General features: G+C 67.9%; 14 protein-coding genes and 2 pseudogenes. 6 read left to right on the top strand and 10 right to left on the bottom strand.

The genetic code is table 11. The features are described 5' to 3' along the window. Positions 1 to 91 precede the first annotated feature (91 nt). The 7 genes and pseudogenes from ABZ842_RS24115 to ABZ842_RS24145 form a co-directional block, all read right to left on the bottom strand. Positions 92 to 425: pseudogene (locus ABZ842_RS24115) on the bottom strand (flavoprotein); the annotation flags it as partial. Positions 426 to 771: 346 nt separating this feature from the next. Continuing rightward, on the bottom strand, positions 772 to 1,017 hold the full coding sequence (locus ABZ842_RS24120) for an SRPBCC domain-containing protein (RefSeq protein ID WP_361540281.1): 246 nt from the start codon (positions 1,015 to 1,017) through the stop codon (positions 772 to 774). Further along, complete coding sequence (locus ABZ842_RS24125) at positions 989 to 2,197, bottom strand: DUF1015 domain-containing protein (RefSeq protein ID WP_361540210.1); 1,209 nt, start codon at positions 2,195 to 2,197, stop codon at positions 989 to 991. Before ABZ842_RS24125 ends, ABZ842_RS24120 begins: the two co-directional genes overlap by 29 nt. A gap of 149 nt (positions 2,198 to 2,346) precedes the next feature. Further along, positions 2,347 to 3,633, bottom strand: a complete 1,287-nt coding sequence (locus tag ABZ842_RS24130; protein ID WP_361540213.1) for an MFS transporter — start codon at positions 3,631 to 3,633, stop codon at positions 2,347 to 2,349. Further along, a complete protein-coding gene (locus ABZ842_RS24135) occupies positions 3,630 to 4,781 on the bottom strand; it encodes a PLP-dependent cysteine synthase family protein (protein ID WP_361540216.1) in 1,152 nt (383 codons plus the stop codon). Before ABZ842_RS24135 ends, ABZ842_RS24130 begins: the two co-directional genes overlap by 4 nt. Before the next feature lie 1,231 nt (positions 4,782 to 6,012). Further along, positions 6,013 to 6,228: a hypothetical protein gene (locus tag ABZ842_RS24140; RefSeq protein WP_361540219.1), complete on the bottom strand. Its 216-nt coding sequence runs from the start codon at positions 6,226 to 6,228 to the stop codon at positions 6,013 to 6,015. A 595-nt stretch (positions 6,229 to 6,823) separates the two neighbouring features. Further along, positions 6,824 to 7,972 carry an FAD-dependent oxidoreductase gene (locus ABZ842_RS24145; protein ID WP_361540222.1) on the bottom strand — a complete coding sequence of 383 codons (1,149 nt, stop codon included), beginning with the start codon at positions 7,970 to 7,972 and terminating at the stop codon, positions 6,824 to 6,826. Positions 7,973 to 8,402: 430 nt separating this feature from the next. On the opposite strand from ABZ842_RS24145, the gene ABZ842_RS24150 reads away from it, so the two are divergent. After that, positions 8,403 to 8,999, top strand: coding sequence for a response regulator transcription factor (locus ABZ842_RS24150; RefSeq protein WP_361540225.1), 597 nt, complete (start codon positions 8,403 to 8,405; stop codon positions 8,997 to 8,999). Positions 9,000 to 9,135: 136 nt separating this feature from the next. Beyond that, positions 9,136 to 9,425, top strand: a pseudogene (locus tag ABZ842_RS24155) (leucine zipper domain-containing protein); the annotation flags it as partial. 51 nt (positions 9,426 to 9,476) lie between these two features. On the opposite strand, the gene ABZ842_RS24160 reads toward ABZ842_RS24155, so the two are convergent. Together ABZ842_RS24160 and ABZ842_RS24165 are read right to left on the bottom strand one after the other, a co-directional pair. Beyond that, a complete protein-coding gene (locus ABZ842_RS24160) occupies positions 9,477 to 10,265 on the bottom strand; it encodes an alpha/beta fold hydrolase (RefSeq protein ID WP_361540228.1) in 789 nt (262 codons plus the stop codon). A gap of 41 nt (positions 10,266 to 10,306) precedes the next feature. Continuing rightward, positions 10,307 to 11,992: an AMP-binding protein gene (locus ABZ842_RS24165; protein WP_361540231.1), complete on the bottom strand. Its 1,686-nt coding sequence runs from the start codon at positions 11,990 to 11,992 to the stop codon at positions 10,307 to 10,309. 223 nt (positions 11,993 to 12,215) lie between these two features. Between ABZ842_RS24165 and ABZ842_RS24170 the strand changes: the two genes are divergently transcribed. The 3 genes from ABZ842_RS24170 to ABZ842_RS24180 all read left to right on the top strand — a co-directional run bounded on the left by ABZ842_RS24170 (position 12,216) and on the right by ABZ842_RS24180 (position 18,554). Next, entirely contained in the window at positions 12,216 to 17,135 is a 4,920-nt protein-coding gene (locus ABZ842_RS24170) for an amino acid adenylation domain-containing protein (protein WP_361540234.1), read from the top strand. An 88-nt stretch (positions 17,136 to 17,223) separates the two neighbouring features. Further along, positions 17,224 to 17,625 carry a BlaI/MecI/CopY family transcriptional regulator gene (locus tag ABZ842_RS24175; RefSeq protein ID WP_361540237.1) on the top strand — a complete coding sequence of 134 codons (402 nt, stop codon included), beginning with the start codon at positions 17,224 to 17,226 and terminating at the stop codon, positions 17,623 to 17,625. Beyond that, positions 17,622 to 18,554, top strand: coding sequence for a M56 family metallopeptidase (locus tag ABZ842_RS24180; protein WP_361540240.1), 933 nt, complete (start codon positions 17,622 to 17,624; stop codon positions 18,552 to 18,554). The genes ABZ842_RS24175 and ABZ842_RS24180 overlap by 4 nt, the downstream gene beginning before the upstream one ends. 80 nt (positions 18,555 to 18,634) lie before the next feature. Here ABZ842_RS24180 and ABZ842_RS24185 read toward each other — a convergent pair whose 3' ends face one another. Beyond that, entirely contained in the window at positions 18,635 to 20,923 is a 2,289-nt protein-coding gene (locus tag ABZ842_RS24185) for an MMPL family transporter (RefSeq protein WP_361540243.1), read from the bottom strand. A 78-nt stretch (positions 20,924 to 21,001) separates the two neighbouring features. Between ABZ842_RS24185 and ABZ842_RS24190 the strand changes: the two genes are divergently transcribed. Then, a complete protein-coding gene (locus tag ABZ842_RS24190) occupies positions 21,002 to 21,646 on the top strand; it encodes a helix-turn-helix domain-containing protein (protein WP_361540246.1) in 645 nt (214 codons plus the stop codon). Positions 21,647 to 21,728: the final 82 nt, after the last annotated feature.

Consider the following 21,728-nt stretch of genomic DNA (forward strand, 5'->3'; position numbering starts at 1 on the left):
CGAGCCCGTGCGCGCCTGCCCCCGAACGCCGTCCCCCCATCCGGTGGCGGCTATCCCACCGTCACCGGCAGCACCAGCGCAAGAAATCTGCTCAACCCGCCGGGGACACCTTGGGGGTGAGTAGTTCCAGGGCTTCCTCCCAATGGAAGCGGTCCGCGCCGCCGCCGGCCTTCGGCCGGTGGGGTTCGTACGAACCGATCAGGACACCCATCTCGCGCAACCGCTCCAAACTCCGGGCGTACGCGGGGTGGGTGGCCTGGGCGAAGTTCAGGTATGGCAGGACGGCGGTGGGGATGCCGAAGCCGTATGCCTCGCAGAGGATGACGAGGGCCAGGGTGTCGGAGATCCCGGCGCCACTTGTTGATCGCGTTGAAGGTGGCCGGGGCGACCGCGATGGCGTCTGCGGGCGGCAGCGGTCGCGGGTCCTTTGCCGAAGCCGCTGGTCATGATCAGGCGCGAACAGCTCAGGAAGCGCCTTGCCGAGCGTTCCGGCGATCCGATGGATCGGCGCCCAGACCGCCGGATCGTCGACAACTCGCCTGAGGTCCGTCATCTGGAGCTTCTCCAGCCAGTGCGACAGCACCAGCGCCTCATCTCATCACGCGTGAGCTTGATCGTCACCTGGCTGTCACCCATGCACACCCCTACGGTTCAGCCCGCCCATGACCGCACGAAACTCCTGGCCTTGGCCTCGACCAAACACACAGGGGCACCCCCCGAGGCCCACCGTGATGTCCCGGGCGACGGTTCTCCGGGGCGGGCGTGGGGTCTTCAGCGGGATGCCTTGGTATCGAGCTGGTCGACAAGGCGGTCGAGCATCTCCTGCCATCCGGAGGAAGCACTTTCAGCGATCGACGGGTCGGCCAGGACATGGGTGAACACGAGAAGGCAGCCGGCTGGGTCGTCGTGCAATTCGATCCGTACGTGGTCGTCACCTTCGCGCTGCTTGGGCAGCGGTCCGTGAGTCGGCCGGACGGGTGGCCCGTCGTCATTCTGGGATCCGCAGGACCAGGCCAGCGACTGGCTTCGGGCCGAAGGATGTTGTTTTGCGGGGCATGAGGTCTCCGGCGTCCGCCAGGGCGCGGACGGTGCGTTCCGCGACGGCGGGGAGCAGCACGGCGACGCCGTGCCCCGGTGGTGCGACGGAGGTCGTGGCCAGGGTGATGTCGTGGACGTGGTGGATCGTGCCGGGGAGGCCCGGAACCGACCATGTGTGCTCGATGAGTAGGTGATCGGCGACGGCGACGGGCAGCGCACGCCAGGCGTCGGGCCGGCCCGCCAGGGCGCGGGCCAGGGGCGCGGGCTGGGGGTCGGTGACGCTCCAGGCGCTTCCACCGCCGGCGATCACGATTTCGCCGGGCCGGGGCGGGCGGGGTCCGCGGGGGAGTGGTTCCACCCGAGCCACCTCCGCTGCCGCCCGCGCCGACTTCTCCGCGTCGAGGGAGGGCACGACCCGATGCACGGCCGCGACCTCCAGAGGGTGGGTGGCCTGGTCGACGAGGAGCGCCAGGGTGCGCCGCCACGGTCCGTCGGGTTGCTGGGTGTTGAGTTGCAGGCAGGCCGCGCGGCGGTGGTGGCCGTCGGCGATCAGGGCATGGCCCCGGGCGAGGTGCGCAGTGATGGCGTCCTGTTCCACCGGGTCCGCGCATGCCCACAGGGAGTGGGTCACCTCGCCGTCCTTGGCGGTGACGAGCGGCCGGCCGGAGGCGATGCGGTCGAGCAGGGCGGTCGGTGCGGGTCCCGGGGCCCGGTACCCCAGGAGCAGCGGTTCGAGTTGCGCTCGTACTCCGGCCATGTGCGCCGCGCGCTGTGCCACGACGCGCTCGCGGACTCCTTCGTGCGGCAGGACCGGTACGCGGTCGCCCAGCAGGTCGAGTTCGCCGATGACGCCGCGCTGTAGGCGTGCGCCTTCGGAGTGTTGTTCGTAGACGTAGAGGGCGGGTCGTTCCTCACGGACCAGTACGCCCCGCTCCAGCCACCGGGCCAGTTGCTGGGCGGCCTCGCCGGGACGGGCGTAGAGGAGCCGGGACAGGTGGTGCGGGCGATGTCGTGGCGCCTGGGCACGGGCGGCGTCCTGAACGTCGTACGGCGGGCAGATGACCCGGGACAGGTCACCGGTGTCGGACACGGCGTAGCGCACGGCCCGGAACGGGCGAATGTCCAGTCCGCCGTCGTCGGTGGGGCGGGGCGAGGGCATGGAGGTTCCTTGGGGCGGGGGTGTGAGGGACGGGAGAGCGAGGAGGGCGACGCGGACGGCGGGACGTTCTCCGCCGCGTCGCCGCAATAGCGGCCCGGGCGCCGCGGGGTGGGAACACGGGCACGGATGCCCACCCCGCAGCGCGGGCGTCAAACGGTTTGGCGTTCCGCGGCCGGTGCGGGCGGTGCCAGCCGGCCCGTGCGGTACAGCCCGTGCAGTGCTAGGGCACAGAGCAGCCCGAGCACGGTCAAGGCGACCCACGGCAGCGCCGGAAGCCCGGCGTCGCGGGCCGCGTCGAGGGACGCACCGGTGAGCAGGTTGCCCAGGGTGATGCCGATGCCGCAGATGGTGTTGTAGAGCCCGTAGTGGGTGGCGACGAGTCGATCGCCGCAGAGCCGGACGATGGTGTCCATCTCGAAGGGATAGGCGATCATCGTTCCCAAGGCCAGCAGCAGCGCGGCCAGTGTGGGCGGCACCGTGGCGAGTGCCCACCGTGGTGCGCCGCCATCGGGCACCGGCAGCGCCGCTGCCGCCAGGAGTGGGACGAACGCGGCCCCCATGACGAGCAGCCCCCACACCAGGGCTCGCCCCGGCTCCGCACGCGCTTTGCACCAGGCGGTGATCCGGGTCTGGAACAGGATCGTGGAGAGGCCAGAGACGGCGAAGAGCACGGCGACGGCTGCCGTACCGGCGCTCCCGCCACCACCGATCCGTCGGACCTCCAGCGGCAGCGCCAGATAGACCTGGAAGGTGAGCACGTAGGAGCCGATCATGGCCGCCGAGAAGAGCAGGAAGGGCCGGTTGCCGAGGATCTGGCGCCAACCGCCCCGGACCCGGGCGGCGCTGCCGGACCGCGCGTCGCCGCGCCGCGCGGGCAGGGCACGGATCTGAACCGCGCTCAGGACGGCGAAGACCACGGCGGCCACCAGGCAGGTCACCTGGAAGCTGACCCCTGTCAGCGCCATTCCCACCAGCGGCCCGAGCAGGATGCCCGCCTGGTAGAAGACGTTGAACAGGGCGAACGCCTCCACCCTCCGCTCTCCCGCGTCCGCGGCCAAGTACGCCCGGACCGCGGGGTTGAACAGCGCCCCCGCCAGTCCGGTGGCTGCGGACGCGGTGAGCAGAGCGGGCAACGACTCCACGAAGCCGAGCGCGGCGAATCCCATGGTGCGCAGGAGGCAACCGGCGACGATCAGCGGCTTGTACCCGAACCGGTCGGCGAGGGCACCGCCGAGGAGGAACATGCCCTGCTGGCTGAAGTTCCGTACGCCGAGGACCAGGCCGACGACCCAGCCCGCGAGGCCGAGCGAGCCCGACAGATGAGCGGCCAGGTACGGCATCAGCATGTAGAAGCCAAGGTTGATGGTGAACTGGTTCACCATCAACAACTGAACGCTGCGCTCGTACGACCGAACCTGTCGCAGGGTGCTCCTCACCCCTGACCGCCCTCTTCCACCGGGTCGCTCCCGGCGGGGGCGAGCGGATCGACGACCACTGCGCAGCGGGTCCACCGGGTGACCTGCCTCTCGTCCACTCGGCCCACCACCTCGGGCTCGGCGGCGGGCGGGCCGTCGAGCAGCCCGTGGGCGGCGCAGTAGTCGTCGTCGTACACCGTGCCGAGGTAGCGCTGCGGACCGTCGGGGAAGACGGCGGCGATCCGGGCGTCGGCTGGCAGGGTGCGGGCGAGCCATCCGGCGACCTGGGCGACCGCGCCGACGCTCCAACCGCCAGTGGCGTAGTGGGAGGAGGCCAGGGTCCGGCAGGTCCACACGGCTTCGGCGGGGGCGACCCAGTGCACCTCGGAGAAGCGGTCGTAGGCGACGTTGCGGGGATAGATGCTGGAGCCCAGGCCGCGCATCAGTCGGGGCCGGGCCTCCTGGCCGAAGATCGTGGAGCCCACGGTGTCCACGCCGACGAGGCGGAGTTCGGGGTAGATCTGGCGCAGTACCCGGGACACTCCGGCCGAGTGGCCGCCGGTGCCCACGCTGCACACGAGCACGTCGATGTGGCCGATCTCGGCCGCGAGTTCCAGGGCGAGCGGGGTGTATGCGGTGGTGTTGTCGGGGTTGTTGTACTGGTCCGGGCACCAGGAGTCGGGGTGCTGCTCCATCAGACGCTGCACCCGGTCGCGGCGGGCCTGCTGCCAGCCGCCGGTGGGGTGCGGTTCGGACACCGTGTTGACCTGGGCCCCGTAGGCCGTCAAGAGCCGCGTCATCGACTGTTCGAGGCCGGGATCGGTGACGAGGGTCACCGGGTGGCCGTAGACCATGCCGGCGAGGGCGAGACCGAGGCCGAGGGTGCCGCTGGTGGACTCGATGATCCGGCCACCGGGGCGCAGGTCCCCGCGGGAGCGAGCTCGTTCCACCATGTGCAGAGCGGGCCGGTCCTTGATGCCACCGGGGTTGAACCCCTCCAGCTTGGCCCAGAATCCGCGGTCGCCGGGGGCGAAGGGCTCATTCACCCGTAGTACGGGGGTGTTGCCGACCAGGCCGGACAGCGCGGTCCGTGCCGCGGGCTTCGCAGCGGGGAGGGTGTGAGTGGTGGTGCGGGGTCGACTGGTGCTGGTGTGAGGCGAGGTCGTCATCGTGTCGTGCTCTCGTTCGTGTAGGAGGTGGAGTGGTGGGTGGTGCATCCGCCTTGTGCTGGCGGGGCTGGGGGGAGAGGCCCGTCTCCCACGCCCGGCAGCTCTCACGTCGTGGTGAGCGGTGCGGCCGTCTGGAACGGTTGCGACAGCCGGGACGGACGAGGGCTCTCGTGCGGGCGTCGCCGCGAGGGAGATGAAGACGTCGTCCGGCGCGCCACGGGAGAACCGGTCGCCGCGGCGTGGCAGGGCGTTCGGACATTCGCCAAGCGACTCGGCGTTGCTAAGAGAATGCAAGATGAATGCGCAGCAAAAAGCCGCCGGTTGTCCTTGAGGTGAATTTCCCGAAGGGGCGAGGAGGTAGGGCGAAACTCGACGCAGCGCTGCCCGGAGTAAAGTGGGCAAGAAGTGGGATTCGAGGCGAGTCGGAGCTTTCCGCTATTCCCGTATGAATGCGTCCGATTGGCCCGTTATAAATGCCGAGTGAGGCATCTCCCTCCGCGTTGAGGGAGGGGTGGACGTCACCATGGTCCGTCGAGGAAGAAGGCGAAAAGTGATGGCTTGACCTTGGCGAGACTGTCGGCCTAGATGCGCAGAATTGCTGTCAAAGGCCCACAGGCCATGGGTGCGACGGTCCGCGCGGCTTCTGCTGGCGCGGTCGGTGGAGCGACACGTAGACGGGCAGGGCCCGGTGGAACCCCTTCGGGGCCAGGGTTCGCGATGGCACCGCTGAACTGTGGTTGGCCTGGCATGCAGTGCTCGTCGGGATGAGCCAGACGGTGCATGGGGTACCGGGGGACAGCCCGGTCGAAGTGGTGGGCCGAGGTCAAGGGGGTCGCGGAGGGCTGCGCGCCCTTAATGGCCGCGACGGGTGAATCGCCCGAAGAGTGACCCGGGTTCGCCGATGAGGCAGATGCAAAATTAACGTGATGGATCGAGCTCTCGACACTGGCTCCAGAGGCGAAAGCCGGTCCGAGGACGAGCAGGGCCAGCCAGGCGATACTCAGCGGCCCCGGAAATAACCGGGTTCGCCGAACGCCGAAGGGCGACCGTGTCGTAATCATGTCGTGATGATAACCCGATACCTCTGGAGCTCGGCAACTCGCCTTGGAGGATTCAGCCTTGAGTGGCCGTGATTGGCTCATCTGGGCAGACTCGCTGAGGCCAAAACCAAAGCCGAAGCGAGAGGAGCCCGGCCCGCATCGGGCACCGGCAGACGGCGCGCAGTACGCCGTCAGCTAACCGCACGCTGGGGTCCGAGCTCCTCGACTACCAGATGTTCGAAATCGGTGAAGACCCGCCGGGCGGATAGGTCCGGCCTGGCATCCAGCCACCACGTGAGGACACCGATCAGCCCGTTGACGAGGTGGGCCACCGCCATGCCGAGGCGGTCCTCGTCGTCGACGCCGAGACCGTCTCGTACATGGCGGGTGGGGAGGTCCGAAAGCATCCGGCGCCCCGCGCGGAAGGTCACTGCGCTGGCCCGCCCGCTGAGCAGTGCCCGGAAGAGGGGGGGTGGTTGTCGGCGGCGTGCTCGAATAGCGGCCACAAGGGAGCCAGTGGTGACGTGGGTGTGGCGTCCGCCGACATCCGGGCCGCGAGCTCCGACTCCAGCTCGCGCATGCCGCTGAGCAGGAGGTCGTCCTTGCTCTGGTAGTGCCTGTAGAAGGTGGAGCGCCCGACGTCGGCATGGTCCAAGACGTGACGAGGACGGCCAGGACCAGGCTGAGGGTGGTCGACTGCGACCAGGCTGGAAGCTCTGACTGTTCGCGCAGGGTTTCGTGACCGCTTTTCGGGGCGGATGCCGTGGCCGCGAGCGGTGGGTGGGCGCCCCCGAGTCAGACGCCCTCCTCGCCGCCGGCGCGACGGACGACACCGTGAACTCCTAGCGAGCCCCGCTCCCCGCCCTGTCGGGCGAGCGGCGGGGCAGGCTGGCGCCCGTGATCAACGATCATCCGGGACCGGACTTGACGCCCTTCGTCGTGGTCCTGACTCCAACCGACGGCCCGGGGCGGCGGTGCTGCGGAGGCGGGGCCAAGGCCGCCTCACCGTACGGGGCGCACCGCCCCGGGGCGGTCCCGGTACTGCGAAAGGTACTTGCCGTCCATGCGGTAGCGCAGTCGGAGAGGCCAGCTTCCGCCGACCACGGGCTTGCGGTTGCGGACGAAGAGCGTACGGCCTCCCACGTCCGGCATGGAGATCGCCGCCATGCGTGCGACCTTGGCCCGGTTGATTCCGACGGCGCGGTCACCAGTGAGAGCCGCCGCCGCGTTACGGCCCGCTGTTTCCGCCTGGAGACGCGCCATGATCCACGTCTTGGGTGGTTCCATGCCTATGCCTTGTACGTCGCAGAAGTCGCCGGCGGCGAAGACGTCGCGGAATGACGGCGTCGCAAGTGTGTCGTCCACCTTCAACAGACCCCGAACATCGAGCAGTTCGGAAGGCAGCCCGAGGTCGGGTCCGCGGAGGGGACTAGTGACGGCGATCAGTTCGGCCCCGACAGCCCTGTCGGAGAGGACCAGCTCGTCGCTGTCGATCCGTGCCGGGCGTGCGTGCCTGACGGTCTCGACACCGAGTGCGCCGGCGACGGACACCAGTTTGTCGGCGGCTCGCGCGCCGAACTGGAGGTCCAGGGCGTCGCCGTGCTCCACGAGGATGACCCGGACCGCGTCCCGCCCGGTCGCCCGCAGGGTCCGGGCGATCCAGCCCGCGTACTCCAGTCCAGGGCCGATCCGTTCACCGGTGAGTAGAAAGGCCACGGTACCCTCGGTCATCTCGTCGAGTCGACTGAAGAGCAGGGCCGCCTCCGTCCGGTCGCACGGGAACAGTGCGTGCTTGTCCGCGCCCGGGATACGGCGTCGGTCTGCCGGGGCTCCCGGCGCCAGCACCAACTGGGAATACTCGATGCGCTCGCCGGTGGAGGCGAGGACGACTTCCCGACGCACCGGATCGACCACGCCGACGCCGTCCTTGACGTACACGAAACCGTGCTGGGTCGCGATGCCGGGCAGCGGTATGGACAAATCCTGTGAGGGGACGGCCGCTGCCGGCAGATAGACCAGCCACGGCCGGTAGAAGAGGTCGGGCGCCGGGCTGATGAGAGCCACGCTCGCATCAGGGGCGTGCCGTCGCGCGGCGACCGCCGAGTCCACGCCCGCAGCCCCTCCACCTACCACCACGACATCGAATTTCATCGGACCGAATTCCCCCTAGGCATCGGCGACTACGGAGTGTGGATTTCTTGACAGGACGAACTACTACGGACCACAGTACATGACGACGGTATGCAACATACCTTCAGTTCATTGGGGGATTCGTGGCCTACGGGGAAGGCCCGGCTGGGTGGAGTTTCGGCCGGGCAAGTACGGGTGGATTTTTACAAATAGGCATAAAGATGGGTAGACCGGGCGAAGGTGCGACATCATCCCTGCTCAACAAGGACGCACACCTTTCGCGGAGAGTCCACGAGTACACGACGGGGGTCGCTCGATGTCCGCTGAGCGAATGATCGGGGTCGCGGCACCGCGCCCCTGTGCGCCCCCGAGTCGTCAGTGCCTCGGCTGCGAAGACGCCACGACCGTCCTCGTCGAGCCGCAGCCCGTCACTCGAACGGGACTGCGGCACATGCTGGAAGAGGCCAACCCCGGGTCCCGTGTCGTGGCGGTCGCGACCGCCGACGACGCGGTAGCCCACCGTCCGGGGCGGTGTGTCACCCTCCTGCTCTCGGCAAGTTCGTTGTCAGGTGACGTGAGTGCGCTGCGCGCCCTGATGGCCGGTACCTGTGCACGGCTCGTCCTGCTCGCCGGAGCCCTGGACCGCGAGCACCTGCATCTCGCTGCCGAGCTGCCAGTCGACACCGTGGTGCGCGAGCAGGACCTCTCCGTCGAGACGCTGGCCGAGACGTTGAGGGCGCTCCGTCAGGGCATGGCGTCCCTCCCTAGGAGCACCATGCGAGAACTGCTGGCACTGGCTGCGGATCCCGCCGGTACCGGGACCGTGGACCGACCGCTGCTCAGCGCCCGTGAACTGGACACGTTGCGGCTCATGTCCGCCGGAATGAGCAATCGTCAGATAGCCAATCGCATGTGCATCACCGTTCACGGGGTGAAGCGTCATGTGGCCAATATCCTGGTGAAGCTCGGCTGCCAGAACCGCACCATGGCGGTCACCCTGGGACTACGGTTGGGCCTGGTCGACCTGGACTCGGCAAGCGGAGACTAGTTCCTCATTGGAAGGTGCATTGCCCGGGAGGTTGTGGACGGGTGATGGAGGTCTTGGCTGGGGGATCTTGAATGGGTGAGGGCCTTCCGGGTTCGGTGTGGATTGCGACGTCTACACCAACCAGCAGAAGGCCCTCATGCCCGACCGTAATGCACCCCTGACCGAGACCGGCCGGTTGCGGCTGGCCCGCTGCTTGGTCGAGTGTCGCTGGCCTCTGCGCCGAGCCGCCGAACGCTTCCGGGTCCGGCCCACCACCGCCAGCGGTGGGCCACCCGCTACCGCGCGCACGGCGAAATGGGGATGAGTGACCTCTCCTCCCGCCCGCACCACGGCCCCCGACGCACCCCGACCCGCACCGAACGCAGGATCGTCAAGGTCCGCCTCACCCGCCGCTGGAGGCCGGCCCGTATCGCCCACCGCCTCGGCTTCGTGCCCGCCACCGCGTCCTGACCCGACTACGACCGTTCCGGCTCCTCGTCACCCGCGCGAAGACAGCTTCGCAGTCAGTCGACCACTAAACCCTTCGGGGTCGTCCAGGTGGAAGAAGTGGCCACCGGCCAATCCCGTCAGCGTGAACTCCGTGCGTGTCTCCCGCCTCCAGGACTCCATGTCCGCCTCCGAGGCTTCCGGGTCGTCCCGGCCCGCGAACACGTGCACTGGACAGCCCAACGGCGGACCCTCGCGGTAGTCGTACGTTTCGAAGACGGCGAAGTCCGCCCGTAGCGTGGGCAGGAGGAGTTCTCGCAGGTTCCGGTCGCGGGAGACCTCCTCAGGGATCCCGTTCAGTCCGACCGCGCTGAGCCACAACTCGTCGTCGCCCATCTCGCGACGCTGCGGCAGCGCCCGCCGCCCCGGAGACAGGGGCGCCTGACAACCGGAGACCACCAGGGCCTCCGGCCGCAGACCGTAGCGGGCCTCAAGGACACGGGCGAGTTCGAAGGCGACGTAGCCGCCCATGCTGTGCCCCCACAGGGCGAACCTGCCGCGCAACTCCGGGACAAGCCACGGCAATGCCGCCTTTACGACGCCCGGAACGCTGTCCAGGGCCGGTTCACCGATCCGTGACTCCCGTCCCGGAAGGTGCACGAGCCGGAGTCGCAGATGTGGGGCGAGCCGTCGTGCGAAGGACCGGTACACACCGGGCCCGGCTCCGGCGTGCGGGACGCAGACCAGGGTCGTCGCTCTCGGTGACACCGGTACCTGAGGCTCAAGCAGCCAACGGGACGTGCTCCCGACATGGTTCACGCCCCGACTCGAATGGTGCATGGCGATCTCTCCTCTGCGATCGTCCCGCGGTCACCGCCCGCTCACCGGACCGTGTGCAGGACGTCGAGGCCACCCCGTTCGTACAGGCGACGCGTCGCTTGTCGTTGCCTCTTTCCGGACGACGTCTTGGGCAGCGTCCCGGGCTTGATGAACAGCACCTCGTGAGGGGTGTGCTGGGACTCCTCGTTCAGCCGGTCCATGACCTGGCGACCCAGCACCTCCAGGTCGGCTCCGGCGCTGCGCCCCTCCGCCACGATCACCATGCGCTCCCTGTCCGGTACGGAGAACGCCACGACGTTGCCTGCCCGCACGCCGGGAACCCGCTCGGCGACCATCTCGTAGTCCTCGGGGTAGAGGTTGCGCCCGCCGACGATGACCATGTCCTTGATCCGGCCGCAGATCACGAGCTCCCCTTGGTCGAGGAAGCCCAAGTCTCCCGTGGCGAGCCAGCCCTCCCGGTGGGAAGTCGAGGAATCGACCTGCCCGCCGGCAGTCCAGTAGCCGGGCGTCACACCAGGGCCCTTCACGAGCACCTCACCGACCGCCCCCTCGGGCAGCGCGCCCCCGTCGGTGCCGCTGATGCGCACCTCCGTACCAGGGATCGGTGGGCCGCAGCTCACCAGCCGGCGGTCAGGCAGCGCTTGGCCGCCGCGGGCTACCGCATCAGCGGACGGCTCGACCGGGTCGACGACCCGCACCGAAGTCGCGTGGTCGCTTCCGGAGACCGCGAGGGTCGCCTCGGCCATCCCGTACATCGGGCACATGGCGGTGTCCCCGAAGCCGTACCGTCCCAGTACGTCCTGCGCCTGGGCCAGGGCATCGGCGTCGATGGGCTCGGCGCCGTTGATCGCGATGCGCAGGCCGGACAGGTTCAGCACCGCGGGCCGGAGTGCCTGGACCTTGGCGGCCAGACGGTACGCGAAGTTGGGAGCCGCGGTGAACGTACCCCCGTAGTCACTGACAGTTCGCAGCCAACACGAAGGCTGCTGCGTGAACGTCTCGGTGGCCATGACGACGACGTCGGCTCCACCGGCGGCGATACCGGCCAGGGAGACGATGCCCATGTCGTGGTAGAGCGGAAGCCAGCTGACGTACGTGTCCTGCGGGCCGAAGCCCGTGCGCTCGCCCGCCGCCGCAATGTTGTTGATCAGCTGTGCCTGGGTCACCGGCACGGCGCGGGAGAGCGCCGTCGTCCCCGACGTGAACTGGAGCAGACCGATGCTGTCCGGGTCGGGCATGGGAAGCGGCCCGCCGACGCCAGCGTGGGACGTGCGCAGTCGTCGAAGACTGACTGTCGGCACCTCGATCCGCCCTTCGAGCAGTTGTGCGCCCTTCTCGGTCGTCACCAGGAGCGTTGGTACGGCAGCCTTGATCCTCCGTCGCACCTCCTCGACGAACGCCTCGGACCCGGACCCTCGGGGGCGTGGCAGGACCACGGGTGCCGCACCGAGTCGCCAGATCCCGAACAGGGTGATCAGAAGGTCCTTCGTGGTGGGCGACAGCAGACAGACTTGGTCGCCAGCGCAGACTCCCTGGGCCCGCAGCGCGCGAGCAGCCTCCTCGGCGAGGTCGGCGAGCTCGCGGTATCCGATGCGGCGCGGGCTCAGATCGGCGTCGAGCACCGTCATTCCTGCGGATTCCCGAGCCTTGAGCAGGCCCTCGGCGATCGAGTGTCCGCTTGCCTCCGAGGCGAGGAAGGACCGGGCGGGCACATGATGGGGCGGCACGGTTACCTCCGTGATCGGTGATGTATGACGCCGAAGTTAGGCGTCCGACCGCGGCGCCGGATGCGGCCGAAGGCCATCTCTTCGGACCAGGACCGACGGCCCCGCCGAGGTAGCCGTGCGGCCACCATCCATGTGCGTGCTCCGACGGGCGTTGCGACCCGTGCCCCCGCAGGGAAGCGTCGGGGCGTGCCCCGCACCCCCATCAGTACGAGGAGTGAACGCCGTGGACGCTGCGTCCCACCAAGACCCCGACGGATACGGACTGGCGGACCCCGGGTTCGCGGAACTGCTGCATCGCGAGGAAGACGACGCACAACGCCGCGAGCTGCTGGCCGACGCCCTGCTGGAGTTCCTCGTACGAACCCGTTCGTTGGAGCCGGACGCGGACACCGAGACCCTCACTACCGTGGAATCGCTCATCGCGGTGGAACTCAACGTCGTCCTGAACGCCGGTCTCGGAGTGGAGATCGCGCTACCGGAGTTCCGCGGCGCCACGACACCGCGGCAACTCGCCGATACGGTGTTGGGCCTACTCGATGGTGTTGCGGGTGAACGTCAGGACGGCAAGCTCGTCGTCGATGTCGAAGGTCGCTTCGAGCCGTTCGGGCTGACGGATTTGCAGCAGGCGTATTTGCTGGGGCGGGGTGGGTTTTTCGCGTTGGGGAATGTGCCTGCGGCGTTCTATGCGGAGATCGACGCCGTGTCGGTCGATGTCGGGCGGTTGGAGGTGGCGTGGAATCGGGTTGTCGCGCGTCATGACATGTTGCGTACGGTCTTCACGGATGACGGTCGGCAGCAGGCTTTGCCGGAGGTCCCGGTCTATCGTTTCGAGTGCCATGACCTACGGGCTTCCGGTGAGGGTTTGGCGGGAGTCGGTCCCGTGTTGGAAGACATTCGTGAGGAGATCGCGGGGCGGGTACGGGATCCCGGGCAGTGGCCGTTGTTCGAGATCGCTGTCACACGCCTCGACGACGAGCGCACCCGTGTCCACCTCGCCATCGACCTCCTCATCGCCGATGCCCCAGGAATCCGCCAACTCCTGGGCGAATGGCTGGCATTGGAGGACGGTCGAGATCTCGGCCCAGCACCCCAGATCTCCTTCCGGGATTATGTGCGGGCGTTGGAGGGGGTTGAGGATTCCTCCCGTTTCGTGCGGGCTCGGGAGTATTGGTTGCAGCGGCTTCCGGAGTTGCCCGGGGCGCCGGAGCTTCCCATGCGTGTGGCGCCGGAGGCGGTGAGGACTGCGCGGTTCTCCTCGCGGTCGCTTGAGCTCTCGTCGGAGCGTTGGGCCGGTTTGCGTCAGGGGGCCCTGCGTAGGGGGCTGACTCCGTCGATGGCGTTGTGTTGGGCGTACGCCGCTGTCCTGCGTACGTGGTCGGCGAGCGATGACTTCACCCTTAACGTCACCGTCAACGAACGCCTTCCCCTCCACCCCGACATCGACCAGGTCATCGGCGAATACACGTCACAGATCCTGGTCGCCTTCCAAGTCAGCGACACATCGCACGTGCGCGACCAGATCGCCACGTTACAGGACCGGTTCTGGAGGGACTTCGAGCACCGTGCCTTTAGCGGCGTTCAGGTCCTTCGTGAACTGGCCAGAAGTGAGGATGGCACACGCACGACGATGCCCTTCGTCTTCGATGCCGTGCTGGGCCAGGACTTCGCCGAGGCGGATCTCCCCACGTGGCTGCGAGGTCTGCCGTACGTCTTGGCGACCGCCCCGCAAGTGGCTCTCGAATGCCAGGTGTTTGAGTTGGGTGGTTCGTTGCGGGTGAATTGGGCGGTGGTGGAGGAGCTCTTTCCGTCGGGGCTGATCGACTCGGCGTTTGCTGCTTTTGCTCGCCTTCTGGAGCGCATGGCGGATGATGACGGTTTCTGGGATGTCTCCCGTCTCGCGCTTGTTGATTCCGTGGATCTCTCTGCTCGTGAGGAAGCGAACAGGACTGGGGGTTCGCTGGTTTCGGGGCTGCTTCACGGGCTTGGTGGTTCGCTTCGTGAGCGTGGTGATGCCGTTGCCGTTATTGCTGGTGATCGCAGTTTGACGTATGGGGAGCTGGATCGTCATGCCGCTCGTATCGGCCGGCATCTTCAGTGTTCGGGTGTGGTTCCGAATACCTTGGTGGCGGTGGTGATGGAGAAGGGTTGGCAGCAGCCCGTTGCGGCTCTTGGGGTTCTTCAGTCCGGTGCGGCCTATCTTCCCATTGACGCCTCCTGGCCTGTGGAACGGGTTCATCGTCTTCTTGAGCGTGGAGGATGTCGTATCGCGCTCACGCAACGGCATCTCAGGGACTCGCTCGTGTGGCCTGCGGATGTGGCCGTCCTTGCTGTTGATGACGACAGCGTGTGGCCTTGTGACGATTCTCCGTTGACTTCGGCGGCTGGGCCCGAGGATTTGGCCTATGTGATCTTCACGTCGGGTTCCACTGGTGAGCCCAAGGGTGTGATGATCGACCATCGAGGTGCCGTGAACACGGTCGCGGACGTCAACGATCGCTTTCGTGTGACGTCTGCGGATCGGGTTCTTGGCTTGTCTTCTTTGAGTTTCGACCTCTCGGTCTGGGACATTTTCGGGACTTTCGCTGCTGGTGCTGCTCTCGTCCTGCCCGCGTCTGATGCCGGACGTGATCCGGCTCGGTGGCTCGCACAGATGCATGCTCATGGGATCACCATGTGGAACACGGTCCCGGCCCTGATGGAGATGCTGGTCGAGCACAGCACTGCCCACGATGAGACTTTCGACGAGCTTCGCCTTGTCCTTCTCAGCGGTGACTGGATTCCCCTCGGTCTTGCGGGGCGGGTTCGCGCTCTTGCTCCTCAGGCGGAGGTCGTGAGTCTTGGTGGTGCTACTGAGGCATCGATCTGGTCGATCTACCACGTCATCGGTGATCTTGCCCCTGCCTGGCGTAGCGTTCCTTATGGTCGTCCTCTTGGGAATCAGACGTTCCATGTTCTGGATGCCGCGCTCGATCCCGTTCCCACCTGGGTTCCTGGCGAACTCTTCATCGGTGGCACCGGCCTCGCCCGTGGTTACTGGGCAGACGTCGACAAAACCAATGAACGCTTCATCACCCACCCTGTCACCGGCGAGCGTCTATATCGCACCGGCGACCTCGGTCGCTATCACCCCGACGGCACCATCGAATTCCTCGGACGCAACGATCACCAAGTCAAAGTCAACGGCTACCGCATCGAACTCGGTGAGATCGAAACCACAATCACCACCCACCCCCATGTCAAAGACAGCATCGTCACCGCCACCAACAACCACCTGACCGCCTACCTCACAACCACCACACCCAGCACCATCGACGCGGACGCGTGCATCGCCGATGTCCGCGCCGCGCTCTCCGCTGTGCTCCCGGACTACATGATCCCGCGCAGCTTCGTGCTCCTTGACTCCCTGCCGCTGTCGGCCAACGGAAAGGTTGACCGAGGCGCTCTGCCCGTGCCCGTAACGCAGGCCGGAGGGGGCACCCTGTCGCCAGGTGTCCTGGACCCCGGCAGCGCCCACGGCACGGAGCCCCGCAACGACATCGAGCGGCGTCTGGGGGAGATATGGAGGGAGGTACTCGGGCTCGAGAGCGTTGGCATCCACGATGACTTCGGGCAGCTCGGCGGTGACTCGCTGCTGGCGCTCAGGGTGATCGGCAGAGCGGCCGACTCAGGGCTTGCCCTCACCGCCCGGCAGTTCTTCGAGCACCCGACCATCGCCGGACTGGCCGGTGCGGCGACGCTGGCAGCACCCCGCACGGCCGACGTGCAGGCCGAGGTCGCCGGCGACGTACCGCTGCTCCCTGCACAGGCCAGGCTGCTCGCCGGGCTGGATGCGTCCGTAGCGCGGCATCACAATTACGCGCTGCTGTTCGAACTCGAAGAGCCCCTGGAGAAGGTGGCGCTGCGGGTCGCGCTCCGCACGATCGTGGGCCGCCACGACGCCCTTCGGACAGGATTCGTCCATGGCCCCGAGGGCTGGCGGCAGCGTGTGGCAGCCGTGAACGAGGTGCCTGCGGTTCCCTTCGAGTGGCTCGACCTCACCGATCTGTCCACCGAAGAGCAGGACCGCGCCGTCGAGGACCTGGCCCAGCAGTCCCAGCGGAGCTTCACCCTCGCCGCTCCGCCACTGTTGCGGGTCCTGTACTTCGACCGGGGCCGGGACCGGCGACCCGTGCTCCTCGCGGTGGCCCACTGGCTGGTGGTGGACAACTACTCCCTCAGACTCGTACTGGAGGAACTGTTTGCCGCGCACGCTCAGATCGTCGAGACGGGGCACGCGGAACTCCCCCCGCCAACCCTGCCGGCCTCGGCATGGGCTCGACAGGTGACGCGCCACGCACAGCGGCTGGCGAAGACAGCCGCGGCTCCGACCCCACCGCGCGAAGGGCCACCACACTACGGCGTGGCTCGGGACGCCGTGACCCTCATCGACGTCCTGGAGGCTCCCGCGACCGCACGCCTTCGCGACCGGCTCCTCGCCACCGCGACCATGGGAGACGTGCTCCTGGCAGCCTTGGCCCGATCCGTTCGCACATCCGGCCTCGGCGAGTCGACCCGGGTCGACGTGGACGGACATGGGCGCAGCGCGACGCTGCCGTCCACCGGTGGTGCCGCCGATCTGTCGCGCACCGTTGGCAGGCTGTCCGTCCGATACCAACTGGAGGTGCACGGAACGGCGGATGCTACCGAAGCAGTCCTCAGTGCCGCCGCGGCGCGTGGTGCCCGATCCAACGGCGGCCTCGACGACGAAGTCGCCACCCACGGAACCGTCGCGGAAGTGGACGGACTGCCCGCGCCGGCGTCGGAATTCGCTTTCAACTACCTCGGTTCGGTGGACGAGTTGTACGCCATCCCCGGACTGCGACCGTCTGCGCTGCGCCCCGGGCCGTTGGTCGACCCGGACACACCGGTACGTCACCGCTTCGATGTGCTCTGCGGCAAGGTGCAGGGCGAGTTGCTCATCGGCGTGACGTGTCCGGAAGCAGACCGCCCGGAGGCGGAACGGTTGCTGAAGAACCTCCTGGCCGAACTGAGGGGAACGGACGAGTCGGCGAAGGCGTCCCCGGCCTCCGACGAGCGCGACACCGCCGGCTCTGCCCTGGCCGCCTCGTTCCGCCGTTGGCTCGCGCCCGCCTGTGCCGAGTGACCGACGGGCCCTCCCGGGGTCGTACAGCGTCCGTGGTCTCGGCCCGGCCGCCGTACGACCCCTTCCGGTCGTGCGCCCGATGGCTACGATGCAGACGAACGAACCGGAGGGCAGCATCGTGTGGAGTCTGGGATCTCTTGAGGCCGAGGTGATGGAGCGGATCTGGTCCGCGGACCGTCCTCTTCCTGTACGCGAAGTGGTGGATGCCATGAACGCCGAGCGCCCGGCCGCCCTCGCGTACACGACGGTCATGTCCACCATGGCCAAGCTCCACCGCAAGGGCTGGCTGAATCGCGCCCGATCCGGGAAGCAGTTCCTCTACGAGCCCTATGAGAGCCGGGACGCCTGCACCGCCCGGCTCATGGCCGAGGCCCTCACCAACAGCAGCAACCCCGAGTCGGTATTGCTGCACTTCGTGGAGCGGATGTCATCGACCGATTCCCCCGCACTCCTGAGCGCGGTGCGACGGGCTCTGGACGACGGAACATGACGGGCGCCCTCCTGGTGGCGCTCTACCTCGCGGCGGTCACGGTTCCGGTCCCGCTGCTGTTACGCCGGGCCCGCTGGGTGGTGCGGGTGCCCCGGACCGCGCTTGCCGTGTGGCTCGGGCTCCTCGTCTCGTCGCTGGCAGGCGCGCTCCTACTCGGGTGCGAGGCGACGGAGGCCCTTTTCGGCAGCAGTCGGTGGGAGTGCTGCCGCGAACTCCTCAACGTACTTCGCGGTCACCAGACCAAGGCCGTCCCGATGGCGGCAAGCGTCCTGCTGACGTTCGGACTACTGCTCCGGGTGCTCGCCGTCGTGACGTGCGAGGTGTTGAGACGGCATCGACACCAGCTTCGCCTCGCCGAGTCCATCGACCTCCTCGGCCGTCCGGTCGAGAGGCTGGGCAAAGGGACGGTGGTGGTGGACCACGAGTGCCCGGCCGCCTACTGCGTGGCAGCGAGGGGAGGGCGCATCGTCCTCACCACAGCTGCGCTGCGCGTTCTTCCCCGGGCCGAGTTGTACGCCGTCGCCGCGCACGAGCGGGCGCATCTGAGCGGCCGGCACTACGTACTGACGGCTGTGGCAGCGTCTTTCGCCCGTGCGCTGCCGGGTGTTCCGTTGTTCACCGCCGCCGGCCCCGCGGTCGCACGGCTGGTGGAGATGGCGGCGGACGACGCGGCGGCACGAAACACACGAGGGGTCACCGTGGCGCGGGGGCTGGCGCTGCTCGTCGCCGCGGGGGAGGGCCGATCCAACCTGGTCGAGTCGACCGCACTACACGCTTCGGCCGACGATGTCGCTGAACGGATCAACCGCCTGCTCGGCGCGGCCCCGGTGGACGCGAAGCGGTCGGTGACGGCAGGCGCCGGATGCCTTGCCGGGCTCGTCGTCGTGCCCGTCGTCGCACTCGTGGGCACGGTCTCGTTCTGGTGCTGAGGCGGCGCCTCGTCCGACGTCAAGATTCCGGGTCCGGCACCGATCGGTGCCGGACCCGAACCACTTTCCAGAGCCAGGTCTCAGCGGGTGGTGTGCGGTGTTGTCGCCTCGCCGACGATCATGGCTCCGGCCTGTGCGGACACCGGTGTTCCCGCGTCAACTGAAGTTGGACCGTGGCTGAAGCCGATCTTGTCGTGCAGCCGTCGCAGCGGCGCAGGAGCCCACCAGTTCGCCCGTCCCGCCAGCCTCATGAACACCGGTACGAGCAGGCCCCGGATGACTACCGCGTCCATGAGGATGGCGAGTGCCGTTCCGAGCCCCAACATCTTGACGTGTGTCACGCCTGCGCTGACCAGAGCGAGGAAGAAGAACGCGAGGAGACCGGCCGCCGCTGTGACGATGCGTCCCGTGTTCTCCAGACCAGCCGCCACCGCGGTGCGGTTGTCGCCGGTGCGGTCGTACTCCTCCTTGATGCGCGACAACAGGAAGACCTCGTAGTCCATCGACAGCCCGAAGATGATGCAGAACATCAGGATCGGCATGGTCACGTCGATGCGTCCCGTGACGGTGAAGTCTCCCACCAGCCACTGCAGATGGCCGTCCTGGAAGACGAAGACCATCGCCCCGTACGTCGCCGTGAGACTGAGCAGGTTGAGGAGGACGGCTTTCACCGGCATCACGACACTGCCGGTGAACAGGAACAACAGGACGAAGGTCAGCACGGCGATGATCAGTGCCGCGTACGGCAGTGCAGACCAAAGGCTGTCCAGGGTGTCCTCGTACGTGGCGGCTGGGCCGGCGACCAGGGCCTCGGCACCCTGCGGCGGGCGGACGTTCCGTACGTCGGAGACGAGTTCCTGACCTGCTTCGGAGTACGCCTCGACGCCGGTCGTCAAGGCGAGCCAGGCTCCGTCGGCGTCGGTGAACGACTTCTCCGCCCCTGCGGCCGGGGGTGCGATTTGGGCGCCGTCACGGTAACTGCCGGTCACGGTGTCCACACGGTCGACACCGGCCACTTCGGAGAGGGATTCGGCGTACCTGCCGAGCGCAGCAGCGTCCGGCCTGCCTTCCGGTAGGACGATCTTCAGTCCCTGCCCGGCGAAGGACGGGAAATCGGTGCGTGTTGCCGCACCGACTTGTGCGGCAGACATGTCCTTGGGCAAGGCTCGGTCGTCCGGTAGGCCGAACGAGGCTTGGGTGAAGGGCATGACGACGACGGCCAGCGAGACGAGGACCACCGTGAGGACCGGTAGCGGGCGCCGCATGACGGCCGTGGCGAGTCGGTGCCAGAAGCCGTCCTCGGGCCGTTTCGTCGGCTTCCCCGCCTTGCCCCGACGGAACCTGGCGAGCACGTCGAACCGGTCTATGCGGGGGCCGAGGACGGCGAGAAGCGCCGGTAGCAGGACGACCGCGCCAAGGGTGGCGAAGAACACGACCGCGATGCCGGCGTAGGCGAACGAGCGCAGGAAGTAGAGCGGGAAGACCAGGAGCGCGGACAGGGACAGCAGCACGGTCAGCGCGGAGAAGACCACCGTGCGCCCCGCGGTGGCCAGCGAGATCCGCAGGGCTGCCGCGGTGTCGTGACCTGTGCGCAACTCTTCTCGGTACCGGCCGACGATGAACAACGAGTAGTCGATGGCCAGTCCAAGACCCAATGCCGTGGACAGGTTGATGGCGAAGATCGATACCCCGGTCACCTCGTTGAGTAGTCGCAGCACGGCCAGTGAGCCAACTACCGAGACTCCCGCCACGGCCAGCGGAAGCAAGGCCGCCATTCCGGAGCCGAAGACGAGGACCAGCAGCAGGACGGTGACGGGCACGGCGATGCCCTCGGCGCGCATGAGATCACTGGTGATGCGATCGGAGCCCTGCCGGTTGAACTCGGCCCGCCCTCCGGACCGGACCTCCAGCACGCCCTGCTCTCCGGTGACGAGCGGGGCGACGCGCTTGGCCGTCTTGAGCACTTCGTCGTCGTCTCCGGCGAGACGGGCGAGGACGAGCGCAGACCTGCCGTCCTTTGAGCGGAGGTCGGCGGCCTGACTGGCCGTCCAGTACGAGGTCACCTCCGCCACGCCCGTCTGGCTGGCGAGCTTCTTGGTGAGCGCGCGCCCGTCGGCGGCGACCTCTGCGGAATCAGCCTGCCCGGCTGCACGGACCAGCAGCACGAAGTTCGGATCGCCTGTGTCGAACCGGTCCCGCAGGATGTCGACGGCCACGGACGATTCGGCGTCCGGGTCCTCGAACCCGCCTGCGGAGAGGACCTTCATGGCCGGTGAGGCGAGGGCCCCGGCGATCGCGAAGCCAAGAACGGCGAGGACGAGGACGATTCGGCGTCGTCGTAAGGCGAGCGACGCCAGTCGGGCAAGCATGGGGCCCCCTGAGGACGAGACGAGAGAAACATTCTCTCGGTTGGTTAGATACTCAGAGTATGGAATATCCTGCTGGTCATGACTGTCAAGGGACGACGCCAGGAGTACGTGGACGCGACCCGGGCCGCACTGCTGGAGTCGGCCTTGGAACTGTTCGCCGAGAAGGGCTTTGCGCAGACCTCGCTGGACGAGGTGGCGGCCGGAGCCCGACTCACCAAGGGGGCGCTCTACCATCACTTCGCCAGCAAACGGGCACTCTTCGAGCAGGTGTTGGCGACGGTCAACACGCGCATCGCCGAGAAGGTCGTCCACGCTGCAGAAAGCGAGGAGGAACCCTGGGACCGGCTGATGCGCGGCCTGGACGCCTATCTCGACGCGTGCTTGGACCACGAGTACCAGCGCATCTGTCTCCAGCAGGCACCCGCCGTGCTGGGCTGGGAGCGCTGCCGCGAGTTGGAGGCCCAGATGATGGGCCTGCTGGACACGATGCTGAACGAACTGGCCGCAACGGGGCAGATGAGCCTAAAGCCGAGTTCACTGGCGACGCGCGTGCTGTTCCGCATGCTGAGCGAGGCCGCCATGGTCATCGGAGAATCCGAGGAACCGGCAGTCGCGCGCGCCGAAGTCGGCACCCTTGCACGGCAACTACTCGACGCGGCGCACCGAGACGGGGCCACCGGCCTCTCCTGGGGCGCAGGAGTACGGCCGGGCGACCCCGAGTGAGGTAGGTGCCACTCTGTCCGCTGTGAAAACCGTTGGTCGCGGGTGCGGGCTGTACACGACCCTGTGCAGCGACTCACGCACC

Source organism: Streptomyces sp. NPDC047315, assembly GCF_040643215.1.
Taxonomy (GTDB): Bacteria; Actinomycetota; Actinomycetes; order Streptomycetales; family Streptomycetaceae; genus Streptomyces.